The organism is Allofournierella sp. CML151, from assembly GCF_027853465.1.
Classification (GTDB): domain Bacteria; phylum Bacillota; class Clostridia; order Oscillospirales; family Ruminococcaceae; genus Allofournierella.
Genome location: NZ_JAPNNW010000001.1, coordinates 139,230 through 161,030, shown reverse-complemented (window position 1 = coordinate 161,030; position 21,801 = coordinate 139,230). Strand labels below are relative to the sequence as shown.

General features: G+C 60.1%; 21 protein-coding genes and 1 tRNA gene. 7 read left to right on the top strand and 15 right to left on the bottom strand.

Features of this window, described 5'->3' with window-relative positions; translation table 11 throughout:
- Window positions 1–77 precede the first annotated feature (77 nt).
- The gene (locus PH256_RS00840) at window positions 78–1,433 is read left to right on the top strand and encodes an MATE family efflux transporter (protein ID WP_270912595.1); all 1,356 of its coding nucleotides are present in this window, start codon (window positions 78–80) and stop codon (window positions 1,431–1,433) included.
- Between the two features lie 188 nt (window positions 1,434–1,621).
- Here the strand turns inward: PH256_RS00840 and PH256_RS00835 are convergent.
- Window positions 1,622–1,697 (bottom strand) — tRNA-Thr (locus PH256_RS00835).
- A 180-nt stretch (window positions 1,698–1,877) separates the two neighbouring features.
- On the opposite strand from PH256_RS00835, the gene PH256_RS00830 reads away from it, so the two are divergent.
- On the top strand, window positions 1,878–2,819 hold the full coding sequence (locus PH256_RS00830; protein WP_270912594.1) for a DUF1848 domain-containing protein: 942 nt from the start codon (window positions 1,878–1,880) through the stop codon (window positions 2,817–2,819).
- A gap of 58 nt (window positions 2,820–2,877) precedes the next feature.
- On the opposite strand, the gene PH256_RS00825 is transcribed toward PH256_RS00830, so the two are convergent.
- Genes PH256_RS00825 through PH256_RS00815 form a run of 3 tightly spaced genes read right to left on the bottom strand, consistent with a single transcriptional unit; the run spans window position 2,878 to window position 5,452 of the window.
- Window positions 2,878–3,441, bottom strand: coding sequence for a Fe-S-containing hydro-lyase (locus PH256_RS00825; RefSeq protein WP_270912593.1), 564 nt, complete (start codon window positions 3,439–3,441; stop codon window positions 2,878–2,880).
- Window positions 3,441–4,280, bottom strand: a complete 840-nt coding sequence (locus tag PH256_RS00820) for a fumarate hydratase (RefSeq protein ID WP_270912591.1) — start codon at window positions 4,278–4,280, stop codon at window positions 3,441–3,443. The genes PH256_RS00825 and PH256_RS00820 overlap by 1 nt, the downstream gene beginning before the upstream one ends.
- Window positions 4,277–5,452 carry an NAD(P)-dependent malic enzyme gene (locus tag PH256_RS00815; protein WP_270912590.1) on the bottom strand — a complete coding sequence of 392 codons (1,176 nt, stop codon included), beginning with the start codon at window positions 5,450–5,452 and terminating at the stop codon, window positions 4,277–4,279. Before PH256_RS00815 ends, PH256_RS00820 begins: the two co-directional genes overlap by 4 nt.
- A 253-nt stretch (window positions 5,453–5,705) precedes the next feature.
- Here PH256_RS00815 and PH256_RS00810 point away from each other — a divergent pair, with 253 nt between their 5' ends.
- On the top strand, window positions 5,706–5,903 hold the full coding sequence (locus tag PH256_RS00810) for a hypothetical protein (protein WP_087181078.1): 198 nt from the start codon (window positions 5,706–5,708) through the stop codon (window positions 5,901–5,903).
- A 72-nt stretch (window positions 5,904–5,975) separates the two neighbouring features.
- Here PH256_RS00810 and PH256_RS00805 read toward each other — a convergent pair whose 3' ends face one another.
- Entirely contained in the window at window positions 5,976–6,788 is an 813-nt protein-coding gene (locus PH256_RS00805; protein ID WP_087185391.1) for an HAD family hydrolase, read from the bottom strand.
- A gap of 145 nt (window positions 6,789–6,933) precedes the next feature.
- Window positions 6,934–8,928 (bottom strand): oxidoreductase, encoded by a 1,995-nt coding sequence (locus PH256_RS00800; protein ID WP_087184211.1) that lies wholly within the window; start codon window positions 8,926–8,928, stop codon window positions 6,934–6,936.
- Window positions 8,929–9,083: 155 nt separating this feature from the next.
- Between PH256_RS00800 and PH256_RS00795 the strand changes: the two genes are divergently transcribed.
- Window positions 9,084–9,635, top strand: a complete 552-nt coding sequence (locus PH256_RS00795) for a PadR family transcriptional regulator (protein WP_270912589.1) — start codon at window positions 9,084–9,086, stop codon at window positions 9,633–9,635.
- Between the two features lie 10 nt (window positions 9,636–9,645).
- The gene (locus PH256_RS00790) at window positions 9,646–10,662 is read left to right on the top strand and encodes a transglutaminase domain-containing protein (protein WP_270912587.1); all 1,017 of its coding nucleotides are present in this window, start codon (window positions 9,646–9,648) and stop codon (window positions 10,660–10,662) included.
- An 81-nt stretch (window positions 10,663–10,743) separates the two neighbouring features.
- Here the strand turns inward: PH256_RS00790 and PH256_RS00785 are convergent, their stop codons facing one another.
- The 8 genes from PH256_RS00785 to PH256_RS00750 all read right to left on the bottom strand — a co-directional run bounded on the left by PH256_RS00785 (window position 10,744) and on the right by PH256_RS00750 (window position 18,347).
- Window positions 10,744–10,971 (bottom strand): hypothetical protein, encoded by a 228-nt coding sequence (locus PH256_RS00785; protein WP_058965216.1) that lies wholly within the window; start codon window positions 10,969–10,971, stop codon window positions 10,744–10,746.
- Between the two features lie 66 nt (window positions 10,972–11,037).
- Window positions 11,038–12,162 carry a carboxynorspermidine decarboxylase gene (gene nspC, locus PH256_RS00780; protein ID WP_270912585.1) on the bottom strand — a complete coding sequence of 375 codons (1,125 nt, stop codon included), beginning with the start codon at window positions 12,160–12,162 and terminating at the stop codon, window positions 11,038–11,040.
- Window positions 12,162–13,421, bottom strand: coding sequence for a saccharopine dehydrogenase family protein (locus PH256_RS00775; protein WP_270912584.1), 1,260 nt, complete (start codon window positions 13,419–13,421; stop codon window positions 12,162–12,164). The genes nspC and PH256_RS00775 overlap by 1 nt, the downstream gene beginning before the upstream one ends.
- 70 nt (window positions 13,422–13,491) lie before the next feature.
- Window positions 13,492–14,346, bottom strand: a complete 855-nt coding sequence (speB, locus tag PH256_RS00770; RefSeq protein WP_087184217.1) for an agmatinase — start codon at window positions 14,344–14,346, stop codon at window positions 13,492–13,494.
- Entirely contained in the window at window positions 14,327–15,187 is an 861-nt protein-coding gene (speE, locus tag PH256_RS00765) for a polyamine aminopropyltransferase (RefSeq protein ID WP_087184218.1), read from the bottom strand. Before speE ends, speB begins: the two co-directional genes overlap by 20 nt.
- A gap of 13 nt (window positions 15,188–15,200) precedes the next feature.
- Window positions 15,201–16,649 (bottom strand): aminotransferase class I/II-fold pyridoxal phosphate-dependent enzyme, encoded by a 1,449-nt coding sequence (locus PH256_RS00760; protein WP_270912583.1) that lies wholly within the window; start codon window positions 16,647–16,649, stop codon window positions 15,201–15,203.
- A 23-nt stretch (window positions 16,650–16,672) separates the two neighbouring features.
- Window positions 16,673–17,431 carry an adenosylmethionine decarboxylase gene (speD, locus tag PH256_RS00755; protein WP_058965222.1) on the bottom strand — a complete coding sequence of 253 codons (759 nt, stop codon included), beginning with the start codon at window positions 17,429–17,431 and terminating at the stop codon, window positions 16,673–16,675.
- Between the two features lie 583 nt (window positions 17,432–18,014).
- Window positions 18,015–18,347 carry a hypothetical protein gene (locus PH256_RS00750; RefSeq protein WP_270912581.1) on the bottom strand — a complete coding sequence of 111 codons (333 nt, stop codon included), beginning with the start codon at window positions 18,345–18,347 and terminating at the stop codon, window positions 18,015–18,017.
- A gap of 214 nt (window positions 18,348–18,561) precedes the next feature.
- Here PH256_RS00750 and PH256_RS00745 point away from each other — a divergent pair, with 214 nt between their 5' ends.
- Window positions 18,562–19,713: an aminotransferase class I/II-fold pyridoxal phosphate-dependent enzyme gene (locus PH256_RS00745; protein ID WP_087184222.1), complete on the top strand. Its 1,152-nt coding sequence runs from the start codon at window positions 18,562–18,564 to the stop codon at window positions 19,711–19,713.
- A gap of 9 nt (window positions 19,714–19,722) precedes the next feature.
- Here the strand turns inward: PH256_RS00745 and pth2 are convergent, their stop codons facing one another.
- Window positions 19,723–20,145 (bottom strand): aminoacyl-tRNA hydrolase, encoded by a 423-nt coding sequence (pth2, locus tag PH256_RS00740; RefSeq protein ID WP_087184223.1) that lies wholly within the window; start codon window positions 20,143–20,145, stop codon window positions 19,723–19,725.
- A 254-nt stretch (window positions 20,146–20,399) separates the two neighbouring features.
- Between pth2 and PH256_RS00735 the strand changes: the two genes are divergently transcribed.
- On the top strand, window positions 20,400–21,752 hold the full coding sequence (locus tag PH256_RS00735) for an MATE family efflux transporter (protein WP_270912580.1): 1,353 nt from the start codon (window positions 20,400–20,402) through the stop codon (window positions 21,750–21,752).
- The last annotated feature ends 49 nt before the right edge of the window (window positions 21,753–21,801 follow it).

Sequence of the window (21,801 nt, the reverse complement as noted above, 5' to 3'; positions counted from 1 at the left end):
ATGTCCGGGTTTATGCTTTTCATTTTAGGATATGCTTACTCCGTTTGCAATAAGCAAGTCACGGAGGTTTTCATTGCATGACAACAGTATTTGAAGAAAAAAACGCATCCAAAGCAATTCTGCGCGTGGGACTGCCCGCCATGCTGGGACAGCTCACCACCCTGATTTACAACATCGCGGACACCTTTTTTGTCTCTCTGACCAAAGAGCCCGCCATGATTGCCGCAGTCACCTTGTGTACCCCCATTCTGCTGATCATCATGTCCATCGCGTCCATTTTCGGCATGGGCGGAAACAGCGTGATCGCCAGACTGCTGGGTGAAAACGATACCAAACGGGTCCGGCGCACCCTGAATTTCTGCGTGTACGCCATGGCAATCGCCGGAATCGTCATCCTGCTGATCGGCGTTGTGTTCATGCAGCCAATCGCAAGCCTTTCCGGCGCGGACGCGGAAAACATGGCGTACACCTGCGATTATCTGCGCTACATTTTCCTTGGTGCGCCGTTCATCATCCTTTCCAACGGCGCGGTCCATCTGTTCCGCTCCATCGGCTTCATCAAGGAGAGCACCATCGGCCTGGCCCTGGGCAACTCCGTCAACATCGTGTTCGACTTTCTCTTCATTGTGGTGTGGGGCTGGGGGACCGCCGGCGCCGCGCTGGCCACATCCTTCGGCTTTTTCTGCTCCACGGTTTACTACCTGGTCTGTCTGATCCGGGCCCAGCGAAAGGCAAACCCGTTGATTCAGCTTTCCCCCAAACAGTTTGCGCCCGACAGCCGCATGGTTGCCCAGGTGGTGACCATCGGCATCCCCGGCGCGCTGATCACCGTTCTGCTCAGCGTGTCCAACATCGTCCTCAACAACTTCATCGGCATCTACGGGTCCGACGCGGTCGCCGCATACGGCATTGCCTACAAACTGGACATGGTTCCCATCATGCTGTCGGTGGGCCTTGCGCAGGGCGTCGCCCCGCTGGTGGGCTATCATTTCGGCGCGGGCAGACGGGATCAGATGGCACGGCTCATGCGCACCGCCACCCTGTACGCCATTCTTCTGGGCGCGGTGTTTCTTGCCACCTTCTGCCTGTTGGGCGCCCAGCTGGCAAGCATCTTCCTGCACGATGAGGTCCTGATCCGGCAGGCAGGGCACTTCATCACGGTGCTGGGGCTTTCCGCCCCCATGGTCGGAATCATCAACACCGTGACCAGCTATTTCCAGGCACTGGGCGCGGCGCTGAAATCCCTGGCGATCACCATGATGCGGAATGCGGTGCTCTTCATTCCCGCCGTCATCCTGCTGAACCACTTCTGGCAGCTGAGCGGCGTCATTGCCGCCCAGCCCATTGTGGAGACCATCCTGGCAGTCGTTTGCGTTATCATGTATGCGCGAGACTGTGCCGCGCACAAGGCTCCCGCCCGCAAACAGGCCTGACCGGCATTCCGTAGGCATTCTCTTTTCCTTGCACCGGGTTCTTTCGCAGACCAGCCCTTTGGACGGTTCGATCCAAAGGGCTGTTTTCCTGTTTTGAAACTTTCTTTGCCTGGCCGTTTCCGGAGGTGTCGACAGGGCTCGCAAAACGCAGCAAAAAAGCCCCGCAAACAGCATGTTTGCGGGGCTTTTGGAGCTGGAGATCGGACTTGAACCGACGACCTGCTGATTACGAATCAGCTGCTCTACCGACTGAGCCACTCCAGCAAATCACACAGCCGCTTTCTCCGGCTGGGCAACAATAAATATGATACCGAAAAAAAGGCGTTTCGTCAAGAGGGAATCGCGCAAAACCGGCAAGATATGTTAAAATAAACCTGGAATCCCCACCTGCGATTTTGTCCGCCGCCATCATTTTCCGTCCTTTGCAGAAAAGGAGGTCGTTTCATGCTGCTGAGCGTCAGCCGCCGCACCGATATTCCCGCCTGGTATGCAGACTGGTTTTTCCGCCGCCTGGCCGATGGGTTTGCCCTGGTTCCCTCTCCCCATGCGCCGCACCGGCTGTACCGGGTTCCTCTGGGCCCGCAGATCGTGGACGGCATTGTGTTCTGGACCAAAAATCCGCTGCCCCTGCTGCCCCGGCTGGGCGAGCTGGCCGACTATCTCACGGTGTTTCAAATCACGCTCACCGGCTACGGGGCCAATGTGGAACCCACCCTGCCAGACAAGGACACAGTGCTGCTCCCGGCATTTCAGCGTCTCTCCCGGGCACTGGGTCCCCGCCGGGTGATCTGGCGGTACGACCCCATCTTTTTCACCCGGGAATACACCGAGGCCTGGCATCTGAACCGGTTCGCGCAGCTGGCGCACCGGCTGCGCGGATACACCGAGACCTGTGTGATCAGCTTTCTGGACGAATACCCGGGCACCCGCGCCCGGATGCGTCCCCTGGTTCCGGCGGCCTTTGATCCCCGGGCTGCCGCACGCCTGGCCGGGGGACTGGCACGCATCGCGGCCGACTGCGACATCCGCCTGCAAAGCTGCGCGGAGGCGCTGGACCTGCGGGCCCAGGGCGTTGCCCACGGCAGCTGCGTGGACGGGACGCTGCTGGAATCCCTGCTGGGGCAGCCGCTGCACTGGACCCCGGCCAAGGGTCAGCGGCCGGAATGCGGCTGCGCGGCCAGCGTGGACCTGGGTATTTACAACACCTGCCCGGGCGGCTGCCGGTATTGTTACGCAAATTTTTCGCCCGGCCGGATTGCCGCCAACCGGGCGGCCCACGACCCCCGTTCTCCCCTTCTGATGGGATGGCCCGGCCCGCAGGATGAGATCATCCGTCCCTCGTTTTCCTCCCTGCGGGGCGGTCAGCTGCGCATGGAGGGATTCTGAGTCCCCCGAAAAAACGCCCGCCCGGCACAATTGGCCGAGCGGGCGTTTGCTTTTTGGTTTACCGCTGCTCCATGGCTGCCCGATACTCCGCCGGGCCGGTCTGGTACAGATTATTGCCCAGGGAATCGATCACCACGGTCAGAGGCATCTGGTCCACCTCCAGCCGGCGAATGGCCTCGCTGCCCAGGTCTTCATAGCAGACCAGCTGGGCGGTCTTCACCCGGCTGGCCATGAGGGCACCTGCGCCGCCGATGGCCGCCAGATAGACCGCACCGGTCTGCTTCATGGCCTCCACCACCTCGTCGCTGCGTTTGCCCTTGCCGATCATGGCCTTCAGTCCCAGCTGCAGCAGCCGGGGGGCGTAGGCATCCATCCGATAGCTCGTGGTGGGACCGCAGGCGCCGATGGCCTGGCCCGGCCGGGCGGGGGTGGGGCCCGCATAATAGATGGCCGCATTCTTCACGTCGACGGGCAGTTCTTCGCCCCGGTCCAGGCATTCGCACAGCCGCTTGTGGGCCGCGTCCCGGGCGGTGTAGATCACGCCGGACAGCAGCACCGTATCGCCTGCCCGCAGCTTGCGGGTCACCTCTTCGGTGAGGGGCGTTGTGAGCTTGTATTCCATTACAGTACCGCCTCCTTGTGCCGGGTCACGTGGCAGTTGATGTTCACCGCCACCGGCATGCCCGCGATGTGGGTGGGATAGGTCTCGATCTGCACCCCAAGCGCGGTGGTCTCGCCGCCGAAGCCCTGGGGGCCGATGCCCAGTCGGTTGATCCTGTCCAGCAGCTCCTGCTCCATGGCCGCGTAGTAGGGGTCCGGATGGCGGCTGCCGACCGGGCGCAGCAGAGCCTGCTTGGCCAGCAGGGCGGCCTTTTCAAAGGTGCCGCCCACCCCCACGCCCACCACGATGGGCGGGCAGGGATTGGGCCCCGCCAGCCTGACGGTCTCCAGCACAAAATCCTTCACGCCCTGCTCCCCGTCCGAGGGCTTGAGCATGCCAAGGCGGCTCATATTCTCGCTGCCGAAACCCTTGGGGGCCACGGTGATCTTCAGCCTGTCGCCGGGCACCAGGCGGGTGTGGATAACCGCCGGAGTATTGTCGCCGGTGTTGCCCCGGCGGATGGGGTCCTTCACCACAGATTTGCGCAAAAAGCCCTCGGTGTAGCCCTTGGCCACGCCCGCGTGGATGGCAGCTTCAAAGTCGCCCTGAATGTGCACCTCCTGGCCGATCTCACAGAAGACGCAGGCCATGCCGGTATCCTGGCAGATGGGCAGGCCGGTGTCCCGGGCGGCATCCAGATTGTCGCACAGGGTCTTCAGCGTGGTTTTGGCAATGGGCCACTGCTCGGCTTCAAAGGCCGAGCGCACCGCATGCTCCATATCCGGAGAAAGGCGGCTGTTGGCCTCGATGCAGAGACGGGCCACCGTTTCGGTGATGGCCTGGGCGCTGATCTCTCTCACAGCCGGGCCACCCCCGTTTCCCGGGCGGCCTTTGCCACCGCGTCCGCCACAGCCTGCGCCACCCGGGGATCGAAGGCGCCGGGGATGATGTAATCCTCATTGCGCTCCTCGTCGCTCACCAGGTCGGCGATGGCGTGGGCCGCTGCCACCTTCATGGCGGTGTTGATGTCCCGCGCCCGCACGCTCAGGGCCCCCTTGAACACGCCGGGGAAGGCCAGCACGTTGTTGATCTGGTTTGCAAAGTCGCTGCGTCCGGTGCCGATGACCCGCACACCAGCGGCCTTGGCTTCGTCCGGCAGAATCTCCGGGGTGGGGTTGGCCATGGCGAACACAATGGCATCCTTCGCCATGGTCTTTGCCATTTCCGGCTTCAGAGCGCCCGCCACCGACACGCCAATGAACACGTCCGCACCCTTGATGGCGTCCGACAGATCGCCCCGCAGATCCTCCTTGTTGGTGATCTCACAGAGCATCTTTTTATGATCCTGGATACCCACGCCACGGTCCTTATACAGGATTCCGTTTTCATCGCAAGCAATCACGTTCTTCACGCCCGCGGCCAGCAGCATCTTGATGATGGCAGTGCCTGCGGCGCCGGGGCCGTTCACCACCACCTTGATGGAGCCGATGTCCTTTTTCACCACCCGCAGTGCACCCAGCAGCGCAGCGGTGACCACGATGGCGGTGCCGTGCTGGTCGTCGTGGAAGACGGGAATATCCAGCTCCTTTTCCAGGGTCTCTTCAATATAGAAGCAGTTGGGAGAGGAAATATCCTCCAGGTTGATGCCCCCGAAGACAGGGGCCAGCAGGCGCACCGCCTCGATGACCTTCTCCGGGTCCTCGGTGTCCAGGCAGATGGGGAAGGCATCCACGCCGCCGAACTCCTTGAACAGGATGGCTTTGCCCTCCATCACCGGCTGAGAAGCTGCCGCGCCGATGTTGCCCAGGCCCAGCACCGCCGTTCCGTTGCTCACCACCGCCACCAGATTGCCCTTGGCGGTGTAGGTGTAGGCCGCCGAGGGGTCCTTGGCGATCTCGCGGCAGGGCTCGGCCACGCCGGGGGTATAGGCGGTGGACAGGTCCTCGCGGGTCTTCACCGGGACCTTGCTCACCACTTCGATCTTGCCTTTGTGCTCTTCGTGCATTTCCAGCGCTTTTTTATAATAATCCATCGGGGTTTCGCCATCCTTTTCTTAGGTTTTCCTGTTCCAGTATACAAAAGTTTCGCAGGCTTGTACAGTCTGCGGGGCATAAGTCGCACTACTGTTTCGCTGCCCTGGCGCATACCATTTTATCAAAAGCGCGCACAGATTTTACAAAAGCAGGCTATCGCCCCGGCCGCCCGGTCTGATACACTGAAATCAGGTTCACAAAGGCGGCACGCCTTATGGGCGGCTGCGTTGCCCTGAAAGGAGTTGCATCGTTATGATTCCCTGCCGTTCCTCCTGCCCTCACTACGCCGAGGGCTGCCACAAGACCTGCGCCTACTGGAAAAACTACCAGCGGGAGCTGCAGGACCAGCAGCGCAAAAAAATGCAGTGGCTCAAGGCCCAGAATGAGGTATGCACCACCGTTCTGCGTCAATATCTGGCCATGAGCGCAGCTCGCCCCACCTATTATTGATCCGGTTCCTCCTTTTTGCAAAAGGGCCGGGCCCCAGACCGCCTGTGTGCGGCTGAGAGCCCGGCCCTGATTTTATTGTTCCTGCAAAATCCACCGATCAATGGCATAGGCCACCCCGTTGCAGCGGTTGCTTCGGGTCACCTGACTGGCCTGCGCTTTGAGCGGCTCCACCGCGTTGCCCATAGCGATGCGCAGCCCGGCGGCCTCGAACATGGACAGATCATTCTCTCCGTCGCCGATGCAGGCAATCTGTTCCTTTGGAATATTCAGCCGGGCGGCCAGTGCGGCCAGCGCCGCTCCCTTGGAGGCGTTGCGGGAGAACACCTCCACATACTGGTTTGTAAATGCCCAGCGGCAATCCGGCGCGTACCGCTCCAGCATGCAGCGCAGCTTTTGGCCGGTACGTTTGGTGAAGAAGTAGAACTGCAGCTCCTCCACATCGCTGGGCCGCAGCCGCAGCTGCCGGTTCATATTGTCGATGCACAGGCTGGCGGCGGCATCCGGCCCGAAGGCCACCCGCCCCAGCAGCCAAAAGGCGCGGCCGCGCACCAGGTATTCCTGCTCCACATGAGCAGTGATGCTTACCGGCAGACTCTGGGCCAGCTGGACCAGACGCATGGCCCGCTGCTTCGGGATGAGCGCCTGGAACAGATCCTCGCCCGTGTGCAAATCGGTGACCTGGGCTCCGTTGGAGGAGATCACGTAACGAAAAAACTTCTCATTGCGCAGCCGGTACGGCAGGCAGGAAAGGCTGCGCCCGGTGGTGGGCACCACCAGGATGCCCGCCTCGGCCGCCCGGCGCAGGGCGGCCAGATTTTCGGCGCTCATACGGCTGCGGTCATCCAGGCAGGTGCCGTCCATATCCACGGCAAGCAGTTTGATCATGGGATATTTCCTCCGTTTAACTGGGTATTTAAACTCACTCTACTCTCCCTGTTCCATTTTGTCAAGCCGGTTTTATTCCACAGCAAAAGGCCCGCGCTTTTCCAAGAAAGCACGGGCCTTTTCTCTATGGTTCAATCCGGATGGATCACAGATGGTTCGCTACCTCAAAGGCATCCCAGATGGCGTACATGATGTTGGCCACCTTGCGGGCATCGCCCAGGCAGTAGAGCTCGGGAACCGCGAACTCCAGCTCCTTGTAGAGGCTGTCCTCTTCCTTGTAGCCCACGCAGAGGATCACGTCGTCAGCCTCCAGCTTGCACTCGCCTTCCGGAGTCTGGGCGGTGAGCACACCGTTCTCGAAGTGCTGCACCTTGGCATTGGTCACAACCTGGATATTGTTGTAGGGGATCAGTGCCTCCAGCATCTCGCTGTTGGCGTGGCACAGGGGGCCGTTCACAGCCAGCAGCTTGCCCAGCGCTTCCACAATGGTCACCTGCTTGCCCTGCTTTGCCAGCCACAGAGCGGTCTCACAGCCAACCAGGCCACCGCCCACGATGGTCACCTTGTCGCCGCAGGTCACTTTGCCGTTCAGCACGTCTGCCGCAGTGTGCACCTTGGCATCGTCGCCCAGAGAGAACACCTTGGGGGTGGAACCGGTGGCAACGATCACCGCGTCGTAATCACCGGCCAGCACTTCGGCGGCGGTGACCTTGTGGTTCAGGGTCACGGGAACGCTCAGGCGCTCCAGCTCACGGCCATACCAGGCCGCCAGCGCATGATCGTCTTCCTTGAAATCAGGGGTGCCGCCGGGAATCAGGTTGCCGCCCAGCTGGCTGCCCGCCTCAAACAGATGGGGCTGGTGGCCACGGATGGCCAGCACACGGGCCGCCTCGCAGCCGGCCACACCGCCGCCCACGATCAGCACCTTCTTGGAACGGCAGATGGGCTGGTAAGCCATATCCCGCTCACGGCAGGCCTGGGGATTAACTGCGCAGTTCAGTGCGGAGTACTCCTGCACACGGCCCATGCAGCCTTCCTGACAGGACAGGCAGGGGCGAACGAACTCATACCGGTTGGCGCGCAGCTTGTTCACATAGTCGGGGTCTGCCAGCAGGGGGCGGCCCAGACTGATGATATCGCAGGTACCATCCGCAATGCAGGCACTGGCCATTTCCGGGTTGTCCATACGGCCAGCCATCAGGATGGGCACGTTCACATTTTCCTTCATCAGCTTGGCGTACTTGCGGTACAGGCCTTTTTCCTGGTACATGGGCGGATGATTCCACCACCAGGCATCGTAGGTGCCAACATCCACATCCAGAGCGTCGTAACCGTACTCCACCAGCAGTTTGGCAGCCTCCACGCCTTCGTCCAGATCACGGCCGACCTCCTGGAATTCCTCGCCGGGCAGAGCGCCGACACGCCAGTCCTTCATCATGCTCTTGGGGCTGTAACGCAGAGTAACCGGGAAGTCCTGGCCGCAGCGGCTCTTGATTTCTTCCACGATCTCCTTGGCAAAACGCAGGCGGTTTTCCAGGCTTCCGCCGTACTCGTCGGTACGGTTGTTAAACAAGGAAATGGCAAACTGGTCGATCAGGTAGCCCTCGTGCACCGCATGAATCTGCACACCGTCAAAGCCGGCACGCTTGGCGTTGTAGGCACCGTCGCCGAACTTCTTCACGATGGAATGAATCTCTTCCACGGTGAGAGGACGGCAGGTTTTATCTAGCCAGCGGTGCGGGATGGCGGAGGGCGCCACCGGCGGGAACTCGCCCAGGTTGGTGGGGATGGTCACACGGCCGAAACCGCCGGACAGCTGCAAAAACACCTTTGCGCCATAAGCGTGGATGCGCTCGGTCATCTCACGGGCGGTGCGCACGAAATGCACCGGGTTGTAGGTGGAGCAGGGGCAGCTGGGCATGGCGTGCTCCTCCACCTCGTTGTCCACAAAAGTAACGCCGGTGATGATCAGGCCGGTGCCGCCCTTGGCGCGCTCGGTGTAGTAGTCGATGCCGCGCTGGTTGAAGCCGCCCTCTGCGTCGCCCAGGCCCAGCGGGCCCATGGGCGCCATGGCGAAGCGGTTCTTCAGCTCACAGCTGCCGATGCGGGTTTTCTCGAACAAATTTGCATACGGAAACATTTGTGGTCCTCCTTGTTAAATGATTCACGTTGACAGCCATTATTATAGAACCGCTTTTCAAACATGTAAATATCGACATATAATCTTTTACATGTTTTCCTTCCAAAATTTATGCTATAATTTTATTAAAAACGACCAATAACAGGGAGGGCGCCATGCGCACGTTGAAATATGCGATCCTGGGCATGCTCAGCCGCCGGGAATTGACCGGCTACGATATGATGAAGGAATTCGACCGGGGGCTCGCCAATTTCTGGTATGCCAGCCACAGCCAGCTGTATCCGGAACTGAATCGGCTGGCCGGCGAAGGTCTGATCCAGTATGAGACCTCCATCAAGGGGGAAAGCCTGGAACGGAAGGTCTACCGCATCACGCCGGAGGGCATGGCGGACCTGCGCCAGTGGCTGGAGCAGGACGAGCCCCTGCCCCCCACTCCGAAGGATGTATTCCGGCTGCGGATGTATTTTGGCGATAACATCTCCCGTTCCCGCCTTCTGGAGCTGACCCGGGCCCAGCTGGAGCGCCGCCGGCAGAAGTTGGCTTTTCTGCAGAACTCGCTGGATCACACCGAACCGTACACCGGCCATTTCGATTCCGCCACCGGTGACCGGCTGGTGCTGGAGGGTGCGGTGATGCGGGAGAGCGCCATGGTGCAATGGCTGGAGCACTGCATCGAGACGCTGGAACACTGCAAAAGCGAGGAGTGAGCGCCCCGCCATGGAAGCTTACTATTATAATCAACTGGATAAATCCGGCCAGGCCGCCTACCACGCCATGCTTACCGGGCTGCGTGCCATTGCGCCCGCCTTCCCGGTACCGCGCCTGGAGCCGGGGCAGCTTTCCGAGATCTTTTTGAAGCTGCGGCTGGACCACCCGGAAATCTTCTACGCAGTGCGCTTCACCTACCGGTACTATCCCCAGGCCTCCAGCGTGGAGATGGTGCCGGAATATCTGTTTGAAAAGAGCAAAATTCAAGAGCACCAGAAGGCCATGACTGCCCGCATCCAGAAGCTCACCCGCCCGGCAATGAACCTGAGCGATCGGGAGAAGGAACAGTTTGTGCATGATTTCATCTGTCGGAACGTGCGGTATGACAAACTGAAAAAGCCCTATTCCCACGAGATCATCGGCCCGCTGGGCCAGGGCGTGGGGGTATGCGAGGGCATCGCCAAGACCGTAAAGGTATTGTGCGACGCGCTGGGTGTCTGGTGTATGGTGGCCCTCTCCGAGGCAAATCCGGAGCAGGGCGTGAAATATCGCCACGCCTGGAACATTGTGAAGCTGGAGGGGGCATATTATCATCTGGATGCCACCTTCGACAATACTCTGGGCAAGGCCGGGCCCATCCGCTACGACTACTTTAATCTGAACGACGAGAAGCTGCTGCGGGACCACGAGCCTCTGCTCTACCCCGCCCCGGCCTGCACCACCGGCGACCGGTTTTATTATCGGGAGAAAAATCTCTCCTTCACGAAAATGGAGGACGTGGAAAAGCGGGCGGCACAGGCCATCCGGAAAAATCAGCCGCTGATCTTCCACTGGCGGGGCGGGCCGCTGACCCGCAATGCGATTGCCGAGCTGACCGCTGCACTGGAAACCGCTGCCCGGCGCAAGGAGCTGCATCCCCGCATCGGACTCAACTGGCCCCAGGCAGTGTTTCAGGTGAGCTTCGTAAGCCAGACCCCCGAGCAGGAGCTCACCGAGGAGCAGGCCAACGAGGGCGAAACTCTGTGATCTTCTTCTCTATTCAACAAACAAAACGCCCGCCCGGGCTTTCCTGATGATCAGGAGCCCGGGCGGGCGTTTGTTTTTGCTTTAATCCAGGCTGAAATCCTCCGCCGAGAATTCCGGCAGCTTGGGCTGGCGGCGGGGAACCCGCCGCAAAGGATCGTAGCTGAATTTTTTGCAGTGATAATAGGGCGAGACCACGCCCTTCTTTGCACACAGGATCATCCGGGGGTCCGCCGCCTTCTGGCCGAACTCACAATAGGTGCAGGCCGGCTGGATGTTGGCCCCGAACATTGGCTTTTTGCGCAGCAGCATATGCTTGCAACACCTCGCTTTGCTGGTTTCTATTATACCCGCGCTGCGGCCCGGTGTAAAGCCGGTTCAGGAAAGGCGGTTTTTGAAGTCCTCGTAGCCGAAGGCCTTCACCAGTTTCTCCTGTCCGTTTGCATCCCGCCAGACGATGGCAGGCAGCGGCATACCGTTGAAGGTGTTGGTCTTGACCATGGTATAAAGGGCCATATCCTCAAACACCAGCCGGTCGCCCTCGTTCAGAGGTGCGTCGAAGGAGTAATCCCCGATTACGTCCCCCGCCAGACAGGTGGGGCCGCCCAGCCGGTAGGTGTAGGCCTTTTCCCCGCTCTCGCCAGAATTCTGCAGGGGCGGGCGGTAGGGCATCTCCAGCACGTCCGGCATGTGGCAGGCGGCGGAGGTGTCCAGAATGGCGATGTCCATCCCGTTGTGCAGGGTCTCCAGCACACTGGTCACCAGGAAGCCCGCGTTCAGTACCACAGCCTCGCCCGGCTCCAGATAGACCTCCACCTGGTAGGTGTCCTTCAGGTGCTTTACGATGCGCACCAGGCGCTCCCGGTCGTAGTCCTTGCGGGTGATGTGGTGGCCGCCGCCCAGGTTGATCCATTTCAGTCCGTGCAGGTATTTGCCGAACTTCTCCTCAAAAGCAGCCACAGTGGTCTCCAGATCATCCGAGTTTTGCTCACACAGGGTGTGGAAGTGCAGACCGTCCAACAGGGGCAGCAGGCTCTCGTCGAAGTTGGCCAGCGTGGTGCCCAGCCGGGAGCCGGGGGCACAGGGATCGTAGATGGCGTGGCCCTCCTGGGTGGAGCACTCCGGGTTCACCCGCAGGCCCACCGCCTTGCCTGCCGCCTTGGCCGCCGGGCCGAACTTTTGCAGCTGGCGGGGCGAATTGAACACAAAGTGATCGGCGTAGGTCAGCAGCTCCTCGAACTCCTCCGGTTTGTAGGCCGGGGAGAACACATGGGTTTCTCCGCCGAAATGCTCCTTGCCCAGCCGGGCCTCATACAGGCCGCTGGCGGTGCTGCCCGCCAGATAGCGGCGCAGCAGCGGATAGCAGGAAAACATGGAGAAGGCCTTCTGGGCCAGCAGGATCTTACAGCCCGCCTGGTCGGCCACCTGGCGCAGGATCTCCAGATTCTGCACCAGGCGGGTCTCATCCACCAGAAAATAGGGTGTGGAAATGGTGCTCTTCATCAGTCCACCAGCTCCGGGTTATCGTTGACCTGCCAGGGCAGACCCCACTTGTTCAGGGCATCCATGTACGGGTCCGGATCAAACTCCTCCACAGTGTACACACCAGGCTTGCTCCACTTGCCGGTGAGCAGCATCATGGCGCCGATCATGGCAGGCACGCCGGTGGTGTAGGAGATGGCCTGAGAGCCAACCTCCTTGTAGCACTCCTGGTGGTCACACACATTATAGATGTAGGCGGTCTTATCCTGGCCGTCCTTTTTGCCGGTGAAGATGCAGCCGATGTTGGTCTTGCCCTTGGTGCGGGGGCCCAGGGTGGCGGGATCGGGCAGCAGAGCCTTCAGGAACTGGATGGGCACGATCTCGTGGCCCTCAAACTGGATGGGAGTGGTGGACAGCATGCCCACGTTCTCCAGACACTTCATGTGGGTCAGGTAGCTCTGGCCGAAGGTCATGAAGAAGCGGATGCGCTTCACATTGGGGATGTTCTTGGCCAGGGACTCGATCTCCTCGTGGTGCAGCAGGTACATATCCTTCTGGCCCACCTGATCGAAGTTGTACTCCCGCTTGATGCTCATGGCGGGAATCTCCACCCAGTGGCCGTTCTCCCAGTAGGAGCCGGGGGCGGATACCTCACGCAGATTGATCTCCGGGTTGAAGTTGGTGGCGAAGGGATAGCCGTGGTCGCCGCCGTTGCAGTCCAGAATATCAATGGTGTCGATGGTGTCGAACAGGTGCTTCTGAGCCCATGCGCAGTAGGCCTGGGTCACGCCCGGGTCAAAACCGGAGCCCAGCAGAGCGGTGAGGCCGGCCTTCTCGAACTTCTCCTTGTAGGCCCACTGCCAGGAGTAGTCGAAGTAGGCGGAGAAGCCCTCTTCCTTGCAGCGCTTCTCGTAGGCAGCCTTCCACTCGGGGTCATCCAGGTTCTCGGGCTCGTAGTTGGCGGTATCCATGTAGTTCACGCCGCAGGCCAGGCAGGCGTCCATAATGGTCAGGTCCTGATAGGGCAGGGCGATGTTCATGACCAGATCGGGCTGAACCTCCTTGATCAGGGCAATCAGCTGGTTCACATCGTCCGCGTCCACCTGAGCGGTGGTGATCTTGGTGGAGGTGGTGCCCTCCAGCTTGGCCTTCAGGTCATCGCACTTGGACTTGGTGCGGCTGGCGATGCAGATCTCGGTGAATACTTCGCTGTTCTGGCAGCACTTGTGGATGGCAACGCCGGCAACGCCGCCGCAGCCGATGATCAATACCTTGCTCATGGTCTCATCCTCTTTCTCTTGATTTGAATTTATTTTAATGGAACATTACTTTTTCTTCACTGGGCAGCGCTCAGGGCTGCAGGGCCAGCAGCATCTCCCGCACGATCTTGCAGGCTACGATGGTGGACACACCGCTCTGGTCGTAATGGGGGCTCAGCTCGTTCACGTCGCAGCCCACCACCTTGGCCCGGCTGCACACCAGGGTCACCGCCTGACGCAGCGCATCAAAGGTCACACCGCCGGGCTCGGGGGTGCCGGTGCCCGGGAAGATGGAGGGGTCCATCACGTCCAGGTCCACGGTGAAGTAAACCGGCTTGCCCTCCAGCTCCTTCAAGGTCTCTTCCAGGCCCTCGAAGTCAAACCGGCGGGTGCTCACATGGGTACGGCCCCAGCTGAATTCCTCCCGGTCGCCGGAGCGGATGCCGAACTGGTGAATGCGGCCATCGCCCACCAGCTCCCAGCAGCGGCGCAGTACACAGGCGTGGGAGAGTTTGGCACCCAGGTAATCGTCCCGCAGGTCGGCGTGGGCATCAAAGTGGATGATGTGCACATCCGGGTACATGGCGGCCACCGCACGGAAGGCACCCAGGGTCACCAGATGCTCGCCCCCCAGCATGAAGGGCCGCTTGCTGGCGTGCAGGACGTGGCGGGTGCGCTCCTCGATGCGGTCCAGCGCCTTGTTCACATCGCCGAAGCACAGCTCCAGGTCGCCCAGATCAATCACATTGGCGTCCTCCAGGTCCTTGTCCTGATAGGGGCTATAGCTCTCGATGCCGTAGGACTCGTGGCGGATGGCCGCGCTGCCGAACCGGGTGCCCGGCCGGTAGGAGGTGGTGGAATCAAAGGGTGCGCCGAACAGCATGGTGGACGCGAAACGGGGGCCCTTGTCGCACCCCATGAAAACCTCAACATTCTTGCTCAACATCTCTTAAAAGCTCCTCTACGTATGCGGGCAGATAAAACGCGCCCTTGTGCAGTGTGGTGGTGTAATAGCGGCAGGTCAGCCCGCGCATGTTCCAGCGGGTCTCATCCAGATCCCGCAGCGGGTGATACTTCTTGGAGGCAAAGCCGAACAGCCAGTGCCCGGAGGGATAGGTGGGAATGTGCGCCTGGTACACCCGGCTGATGGGGAAGGATTCCACAATCCGCTTGTGGGCGCGCTGGCAGGCCACCGCATCCTCGGCGTAGAAGGGGCTCTCATGCTGGTTGACCATGATGCCGTCCTCCCGCAGGGCGTTGTAGCAGCTGCCGTAGAACTCCCGGGTAAACAGGCCCTCGCCGGGGCCGAAGGGGTCGGTGGAGTCCACGATGATCAGATCGTACTGATCCTTGCAGGAGCGGATGAACCGCACGCCGTCCTCGTAGTGGATGGTCAGGCGGGGATCGTTCAGCCGGCAGGAGGTCTGGGGCAGATACTTCTTGCATACCTCCACCACCAGCGGGTCGATCTCCACCATGTCGATGTGCTCAATCTCCGGGTAGCGGGTCAGCTCACGGATCACGCCGCCGTCGCCCGCGCCGATGACCAGCACATCCCGCACCTTGGGATGTACCGCCATGGGCACATGGGTGATCATCTCGTGGTAGATGAACTCATCCTTTTCGGTGAGCATCATATAACCGTCCAGCGTCAGAAAGCGGCCGAACTCCGGCGCTTCAAACACGTCGATGCGCTGGAATTCGCTCTTGCCGCTGAACAGCTGCTTGTCCACCTTGATGGACAGCTTCACGTTCGGGGTCTGTGCCTCGGAAAACCAAAAATCCATCGCTTCCTCCTTCTTATTTGAGCACGTTCAGCCGCAGGATGTCCGCATCCTCGGGGCCGGTCATGGAGCAGCCCTTGGCCTTCGCGTACTGAATGTAATCCAGAATCTCCTTGGTGATGCGCTCACCGGGGGCCAGAATGGGAATTCCCGGAGGATAGCACATCACGAATTCGCTGCAGATGCGGCCCGCGGTGTCCTCAATGGGCAGCGACTCCTTCTCGGCGTAGAAGGCCTCCTGGGGGGAAGCCGCCACGATGGGGTCGATGTACTCCTGCTGCATCAGGCCCGCCTTGCTGCCGCCAAACCGGCGGCGCACCTCGGCCAGCGCGCTCACCAGCCGCTCCACCTCACGAGGACGGTCACCGATGGAGAGATAGGCCAGGATATTACCCAGGTCACCAAATTCGATCTGGATGTCGTATTCGTCCCGCAGCAGATCGTAGACCTCAATGCCGGCCAGACCCACATCCAGCGTGTTCACCGAAAGCTTGGTGGTATCGAAATCAAAGATGCTGTCGCCGTTGCACAGCTCCTTGGAGAAGGCGTAGTAGCCGCCGATGGCATTGATCTCCTTGCGGGCGTATTCCGCCAGCTCGCTCACCCGCTTGAACTCCTGCTTGCCCCGCAGCGCCAGATTCCGCCGGGAGATGTCCAGGCTGGACAGCAGCAGATAGGAGCCGCTGGTGGTTTGGGTCAGGTTGATGATCTGACGCACATGGCCCTCCGGCATGGCCGGACCGGTGAGCAGCAGCGAACTCTGGGTCAGGCTGCCGCCGGATTTGTGCATGGAGACCGCGGCCATATCCGCACCCGCCGCCATGGCAGACACGGGCAGGTTTTCGCCGAAATAGAAGTGGGTGCCGTGGGCCTCGTCGGCCAGGCAGAGCATACCGTTATCGTGCGCCAGCTTCACGATGCTGCGCAGGTCCGAGCAGATGCCGTAGTAGGTGGGATTGTTCACCAGCACGGCCTTGGCGTCCGGATTTTCCCGGATGGCCTTTTCCACCGCAGAGACGCTCATGCCCAGCGGGATGCCCAGCCGGTGGTCGCATTCCGGGTTCACATACACCGGAATGGCGCCGCACAGCACCATGGCGCCCATCACACTGCGGTGCACGTTGCGGGGCAGAATGATCTTTTCGCCCCGCTTTGCCACCGACAGAATCATGCTCTGCACCGCGCTGGTGGTGCCGCCCACCATCAGAAATGCGTGGGCCGCCCCGAAGGCCTGTGCGGCCAGAATCTCTGCGTCACGGATCACCGAGATCGGGTGGCACAGGTTGTCCAGCGGCTTCATGGAGTTCACGTCCATGCTCACACACTGCTGGCCCAGCAGCTCCACCAGCTCCGGATTCCCTCGCCCGCGCTTGTGGCCGGGCACGTCAAAGGGCACCACCCGCATCTTGCCGAAGCGCTCCAGCGCCTCGTAGATGGGGGCCCTTTGCTGATCCAAACGTTCCAATTCTTTCTCCCCCTGCCTGTTGTTTAGTAGATATTGCGCCCGCTGAAGATCTCGATCATCTCGCGGCGCAGGTTGTTCATGATCTCCAGCCGGGTTTTTGGCGGGAGCTCATACACATCGGTCTTGAACAGATAGTTCTGCAGGTCCACTTCCTTGAGCATCATCTTGGTGTGGAAGATGTTCGCGTCGTAGACGTTAATGTCCACCGCGTCGTACCGGCGCAGCAGCTCCGGCTCGATGTAGTCCTGGATGCTGTTGACCTTGTGGTCCAGGAACAGCTTGCGGCCGTTCATGTCCCGGGTAAAGCCACGCACCCGGTAGTCCATGGTGATGATGTCCGAATCGAAGGAGCGGATCAGATAGTCCAGCGTGGACAGCGGGGTGATCTCGCCGCAGGTGGCCACGTCAATGTCCACCCGGAAGGTGGCCAGACAGGTCTCCGGATGATATTCCGGGTAGGTGTGCACTGTTACATGGCTTTTGTCCAGGTGAGCCAGCTGGGTCTCACCGGCGGGCAGCATGCTGCCCTCCGCAATCAGAATGGTCACCGACGCGCCCTGGGGGTCGTAGTCCTGCCGGGCAATGTTCAGCACCTTGGCGCCGATCATATCGGTGAGGGTGGTGAGGATATTGGTCAGTCGCTCGGAGTTGTACTGCTCGTCAATGTAGGCGATGTAGTCCTTCTGTTCCCGGGCGGTCTTTGCGTAGCATACGTCGTAGATGTTGAAGCTCAGCGCTTTGGTCAGGTTGTTAAACCCGTACAGTTTCAGCTTTTCTCCCATCGGTCTCCTCCTGAAATTGACATCGCCCTTTTCCGGCCCGGCGGCAACAAAAAAACAGGCAATGTGTATTTTTGCATACACATTGCCTGTAAACGAATCTTGCTTTGATCGTGAAGCGCCCGCGCGGTTCGCCAAAAAGCCCGGTACTTTACCGGAGCGCAGCGAAGCAGCGCAAAAGAGCGGCCGCCTGGGCACAGCCCGGCTTGCTTTCACACAGAGTCTATATAGCAAATACTTACTTTTACTACTCTTATTGACCGTTTTACAAGTTGATGTACGCAGAATACGCACTGGTTGTAAAGTAACCAACTTATAAAATTGAGCTTTTAACTCAATCAATAATGGCGGTATCGCACCGCCCATCGGCAGTTGACCCGGCTGTCCGTATGGCCTTGACCCAAACTGAAATGGGTGGTCAGAAGAAATATTTGCATGGATACTCTGTATGAAACTCATATCTCATGACAGAAAAAGTATACCCCGTTTTTTCACCGTTTGTCAACGGCTTTTTGCTTTTTTTAGCGATTTTTTAACGGGCACTTTTCCCTGCTTTTTTCATGGGATTTTCCAGCATTTGGAATAATTATACATGCATCAGATGCAGTCCGTTTGCCTCCATCAGCGCCTGCATTTCCGCGTCGGTGAGGCTGTATTCCACCTTCTTGGTCATTGCTTCATCGGCGAAAGCAGCCACCCAGCCGCCCTCGGCCTGCTGGCAGAAGGCCACGGTGTCCGCAGGGTCCAGCCCCTGCCCGGCCAGCTGTTGGCACAGCGGCTCAGACAGCTGCACATACACAAAAAAAGTGGTCAATCCGTGGCCACCATTGTATTGAAACGCCCCTTTCACACTGCCCTCTTGGGCACCAGCCGTCCTGGGATGAATGGCCTGTAACCAGGCCGGCTCCATTGCTTCCATATCATTGCCTCCTGTTCTGAGCGTGCAAAGCATGCCCGCTGGTTTCTATTTTACGCCCCGCCTTTTGCAAATCGCAAGCCCCACCGCACTTTTGTGTTTGTTTATTCACAGAATGCAGGTTTTCATGCAATGATTTGTGCAAAAGAACACTGCCCTTTTGTGCGCTGATATGCTATGATAAAAAAGGATGTTTTGAATAAAGGAGAGGATTTCCATGAGAAATTACATCGCCCGCCGGTTTCAGACCGCGCAGGACAGCGTGATGGCCAGCGCCGCCGCCGAGAAAGGTGCATACAGCGACCTGATCGACCTGAGCATTGGCGACACCGATTTCACCACCGACGAACGTATCATCCGCGCCGCCATGGAGGACGCCCTGGCCGGGCATACCCACTATACCTCGCCTCAGGGCGACCCGGAGCTGATCGACGAGATCCGTACTTATTATAAAACCGCTCACAATATGGACCTTGCGCGGGAACAGGTGTTCATCTCCGCCTCCAGCTGCTTCGGCATGGAGCTGGCGCTCATGAGCATTCTGGACCCGGGCGACGAGGTAATTCTCTTCGCGCCCTACTTCTCCCCCTACAAAGAGCAGGTGGAGCTGACCGGCGGTGTGGCCGTGGAGGTGCCCTGCCTGGAAGAGGAGGGCTTTGCCATCAACGCCCAGCGGCTGCGGGCCGCCATCACCCCCCGCACCAAGGCCATGATCGTGAATAACCCCTGCAACCCCACCGGCGCGGCCTACGACATGCAGACCTACCAGACCCTGGCTCAGGTGGCCGAGGAGTTCGACCTGGTGGTGATTCTGGACGAGATCTACACCGATTACATGTTCGATCAGCCTTTCCGGCCCTTCCGCGGCCTGCCCGGTATGGCACAGCGCAGTATCACGCTGAACAGCTTCTCTAAGAACTACATCATGACCGGCTGGCGCGTGGGCTCCATCATTGCCGAGCCCGCGGTGATCGACACCATCAAGCGCATCAACGAGAACATGGTCTACTCGGCGCCCTCGGTGTCTCAGCGGGCGGCCATCCACGCGCTGCGGCTGCGCGGCGAGATCGGCGATAAATACACCGGCGAATACCGCCGCCGGGTGTTCTACACCGCCGAGCGCATCAATGCCATCCCCAAACTTTCGGTGCGCGAGCCCCAGGGCACCTTCTACCTGTTCATGAACATCAAGGAAACCGGTCTGGACTCCATCACCTTCTGCCAGAAGTGCGTGAAGGAAGCCCACGTGGCCATGGTGCCCGGCGTAGCCTTCGGTGCGGCGGGCGAAGGCTATGTGCGCATCGCCTGCACCACCAGCGAGGAAAAGCTGGGCGAGGCCTTCGACCGCATTGCAGCCCTGAAATTCTGATCCGGACGCTCAGTACAGCGGCAGGCCGCCGGTGAATTCGTCGGCCTTTTCCGCCGCCAGCGGTTCCAGCGCCAGACAGGTATAGGTGGGCTCGCCGTGGAATTCGGTCATACCTGCATCCTGAATCAGGGCGCTGATGACCCCGGCGGCCTGTGCCTTCTCGTGCAGCCGCAGCAGCTCCTCCTCGGAATCCACATACACACAGATCTTGGCCACTCCCTTGTCGAACCACTCGCTCAGGGGAGTGGCTTCCTGTTTGCTCTCAGCCAGGCCCACCCAGCCGTCGGTCACCTGCACCTGGCCCAGGCGGCCTTCCTTCTGCAGAGCCATCAGGGTAGCGGTAACGCAGGCATGGCCCGCCTGGGCGGCGATTTTGCCCTTGCGCATCTTCAGATCCCGGCGCATCACAATCATCTGCTTGGATGAATACATTCTGGTTCCTCCTTAACGATCGCCGGAGATCAGACGTGCTCCGGCTGTTCCCTGCTATTATACCAGTGCCCGGCCGGTGCCGCAACGGCACTTTCCTACTCTGCCCAAATAGCACAGCACCATCTTGCACGATTCCCTGTGCGGGTGGTATGATAGAATTGAAAAAATATCATCACGCCGCGGTCCTTTCGGGTACATATTGTGTGCCCGCGGGCCGCTTTTTGTGCGCGATGGGAAAGCGAAGTGGCTATGATATGACAAACGACCAAAACCTTCTGACCGTGGGCAGTGTTCCCAAAAAGATGCTGCTGTTCGCGGTGCCCATCTTTTTCAGCAACCTGTTCCAGCAGCTGTACAATGCGGTGGACTCGCTGATCGTGGGCAACTTCATCGGTGAGCAGGCGCTGGCGGCGGTGGGCTCCTCCTCCAGCCTGATCATGCTGATGATCGGCTTCATCAACGGCGTTTCGCTGGGCGCGGGCGTTCTGGTAGCCCGGTTTTACGGTGCGCAGGACCACAAGACCCTGAAGCGGGCGGTGCATACCACCGTGGCGCTGGGCTTGTGTGCCGGTGTGCTGCTCTCGATTCTGGGCATTCTCTTCACACCCCAGATCCTGCGCTGGATGGGCACCCCCGCAGATGTGCTGCCCCAGTCGGTTTTGTATTTCCGGGTCTATTTCATGGGTTCGCTTTCGGTAGTCATGTACAACATGGGCGCCAGCATCCTGCAATCGGTGGGCGACAGCCGCAGCCCCATGATCTACCTGATCATCGCCTCCGTCACCAACGTGGTGCTGGACCTGGTGTTTGTGGCGGGCATGGGCCGCGGCGTGGAAAGCGCCGCCCTGGCCACCATCATCAGTCAGACCCTCTGCGCCTTCCTGGCCTTCCGCAAGCTGACACTGGTGCAGGCCCCCTACCGCATCATCTGGAAGGAGGTTGGCTTCCGGGCCGACATGCTGCGCCAGGTGCTCACACTGGGCGTTCCCTCCGGTGTGCAGAACTCGGTGATCTCGCTGGCCAACGTGATCGTGCAGTCCAACATCAACGCCTTCGGCTCCGCCGCCATGGCGGGCTGCGCTGCCTACAGCCGGGTGGAGGGGTTCGCCTTCCTGCCGGTGACCTGCTTTGCACTGGCGCTTTCCACCTTTGTGAGCCAGAACATCGGCGCGGGCCGCTTTGACCGGGTGCGGCAGGGCATGCGCTTCGGCCTGATCTGCAGCCCGCTGCTGGCTGAATGCATCGGCCTGTTCATCTTCACCTTCTCGCCCCAGCTGATCGGCGCCTTCAACAATGAGCCCCAGGTGGTGGCCTACGGCGTGGCGGACGCCCACACTGTGGCGTTGTTCTACTGCCTGCTGGCTTTCTCTCATTGCTGTGCAGGCATTCTGCGGGGCATGGGCCGCCCCATCATTCCCATGACCATCATGCTGAGCATCTGGTGTGTGCTGCGCATCTGCTACATTACCATTGCGGTGCGCCTGATTCCGGACATCCACATGGTCTACTGGGCCTATCCCATCACCTGGACCATCAGCTCGATTCTGTTTGCTTTGTGCCTGACCAAGCTGCGGTTCCCGCCCATGCCCGCTCAGGCGGAAAAATAAAGCCGGACGGGTATTGTAATTTGCCAGAACATGCTTTACCATTAAGTGG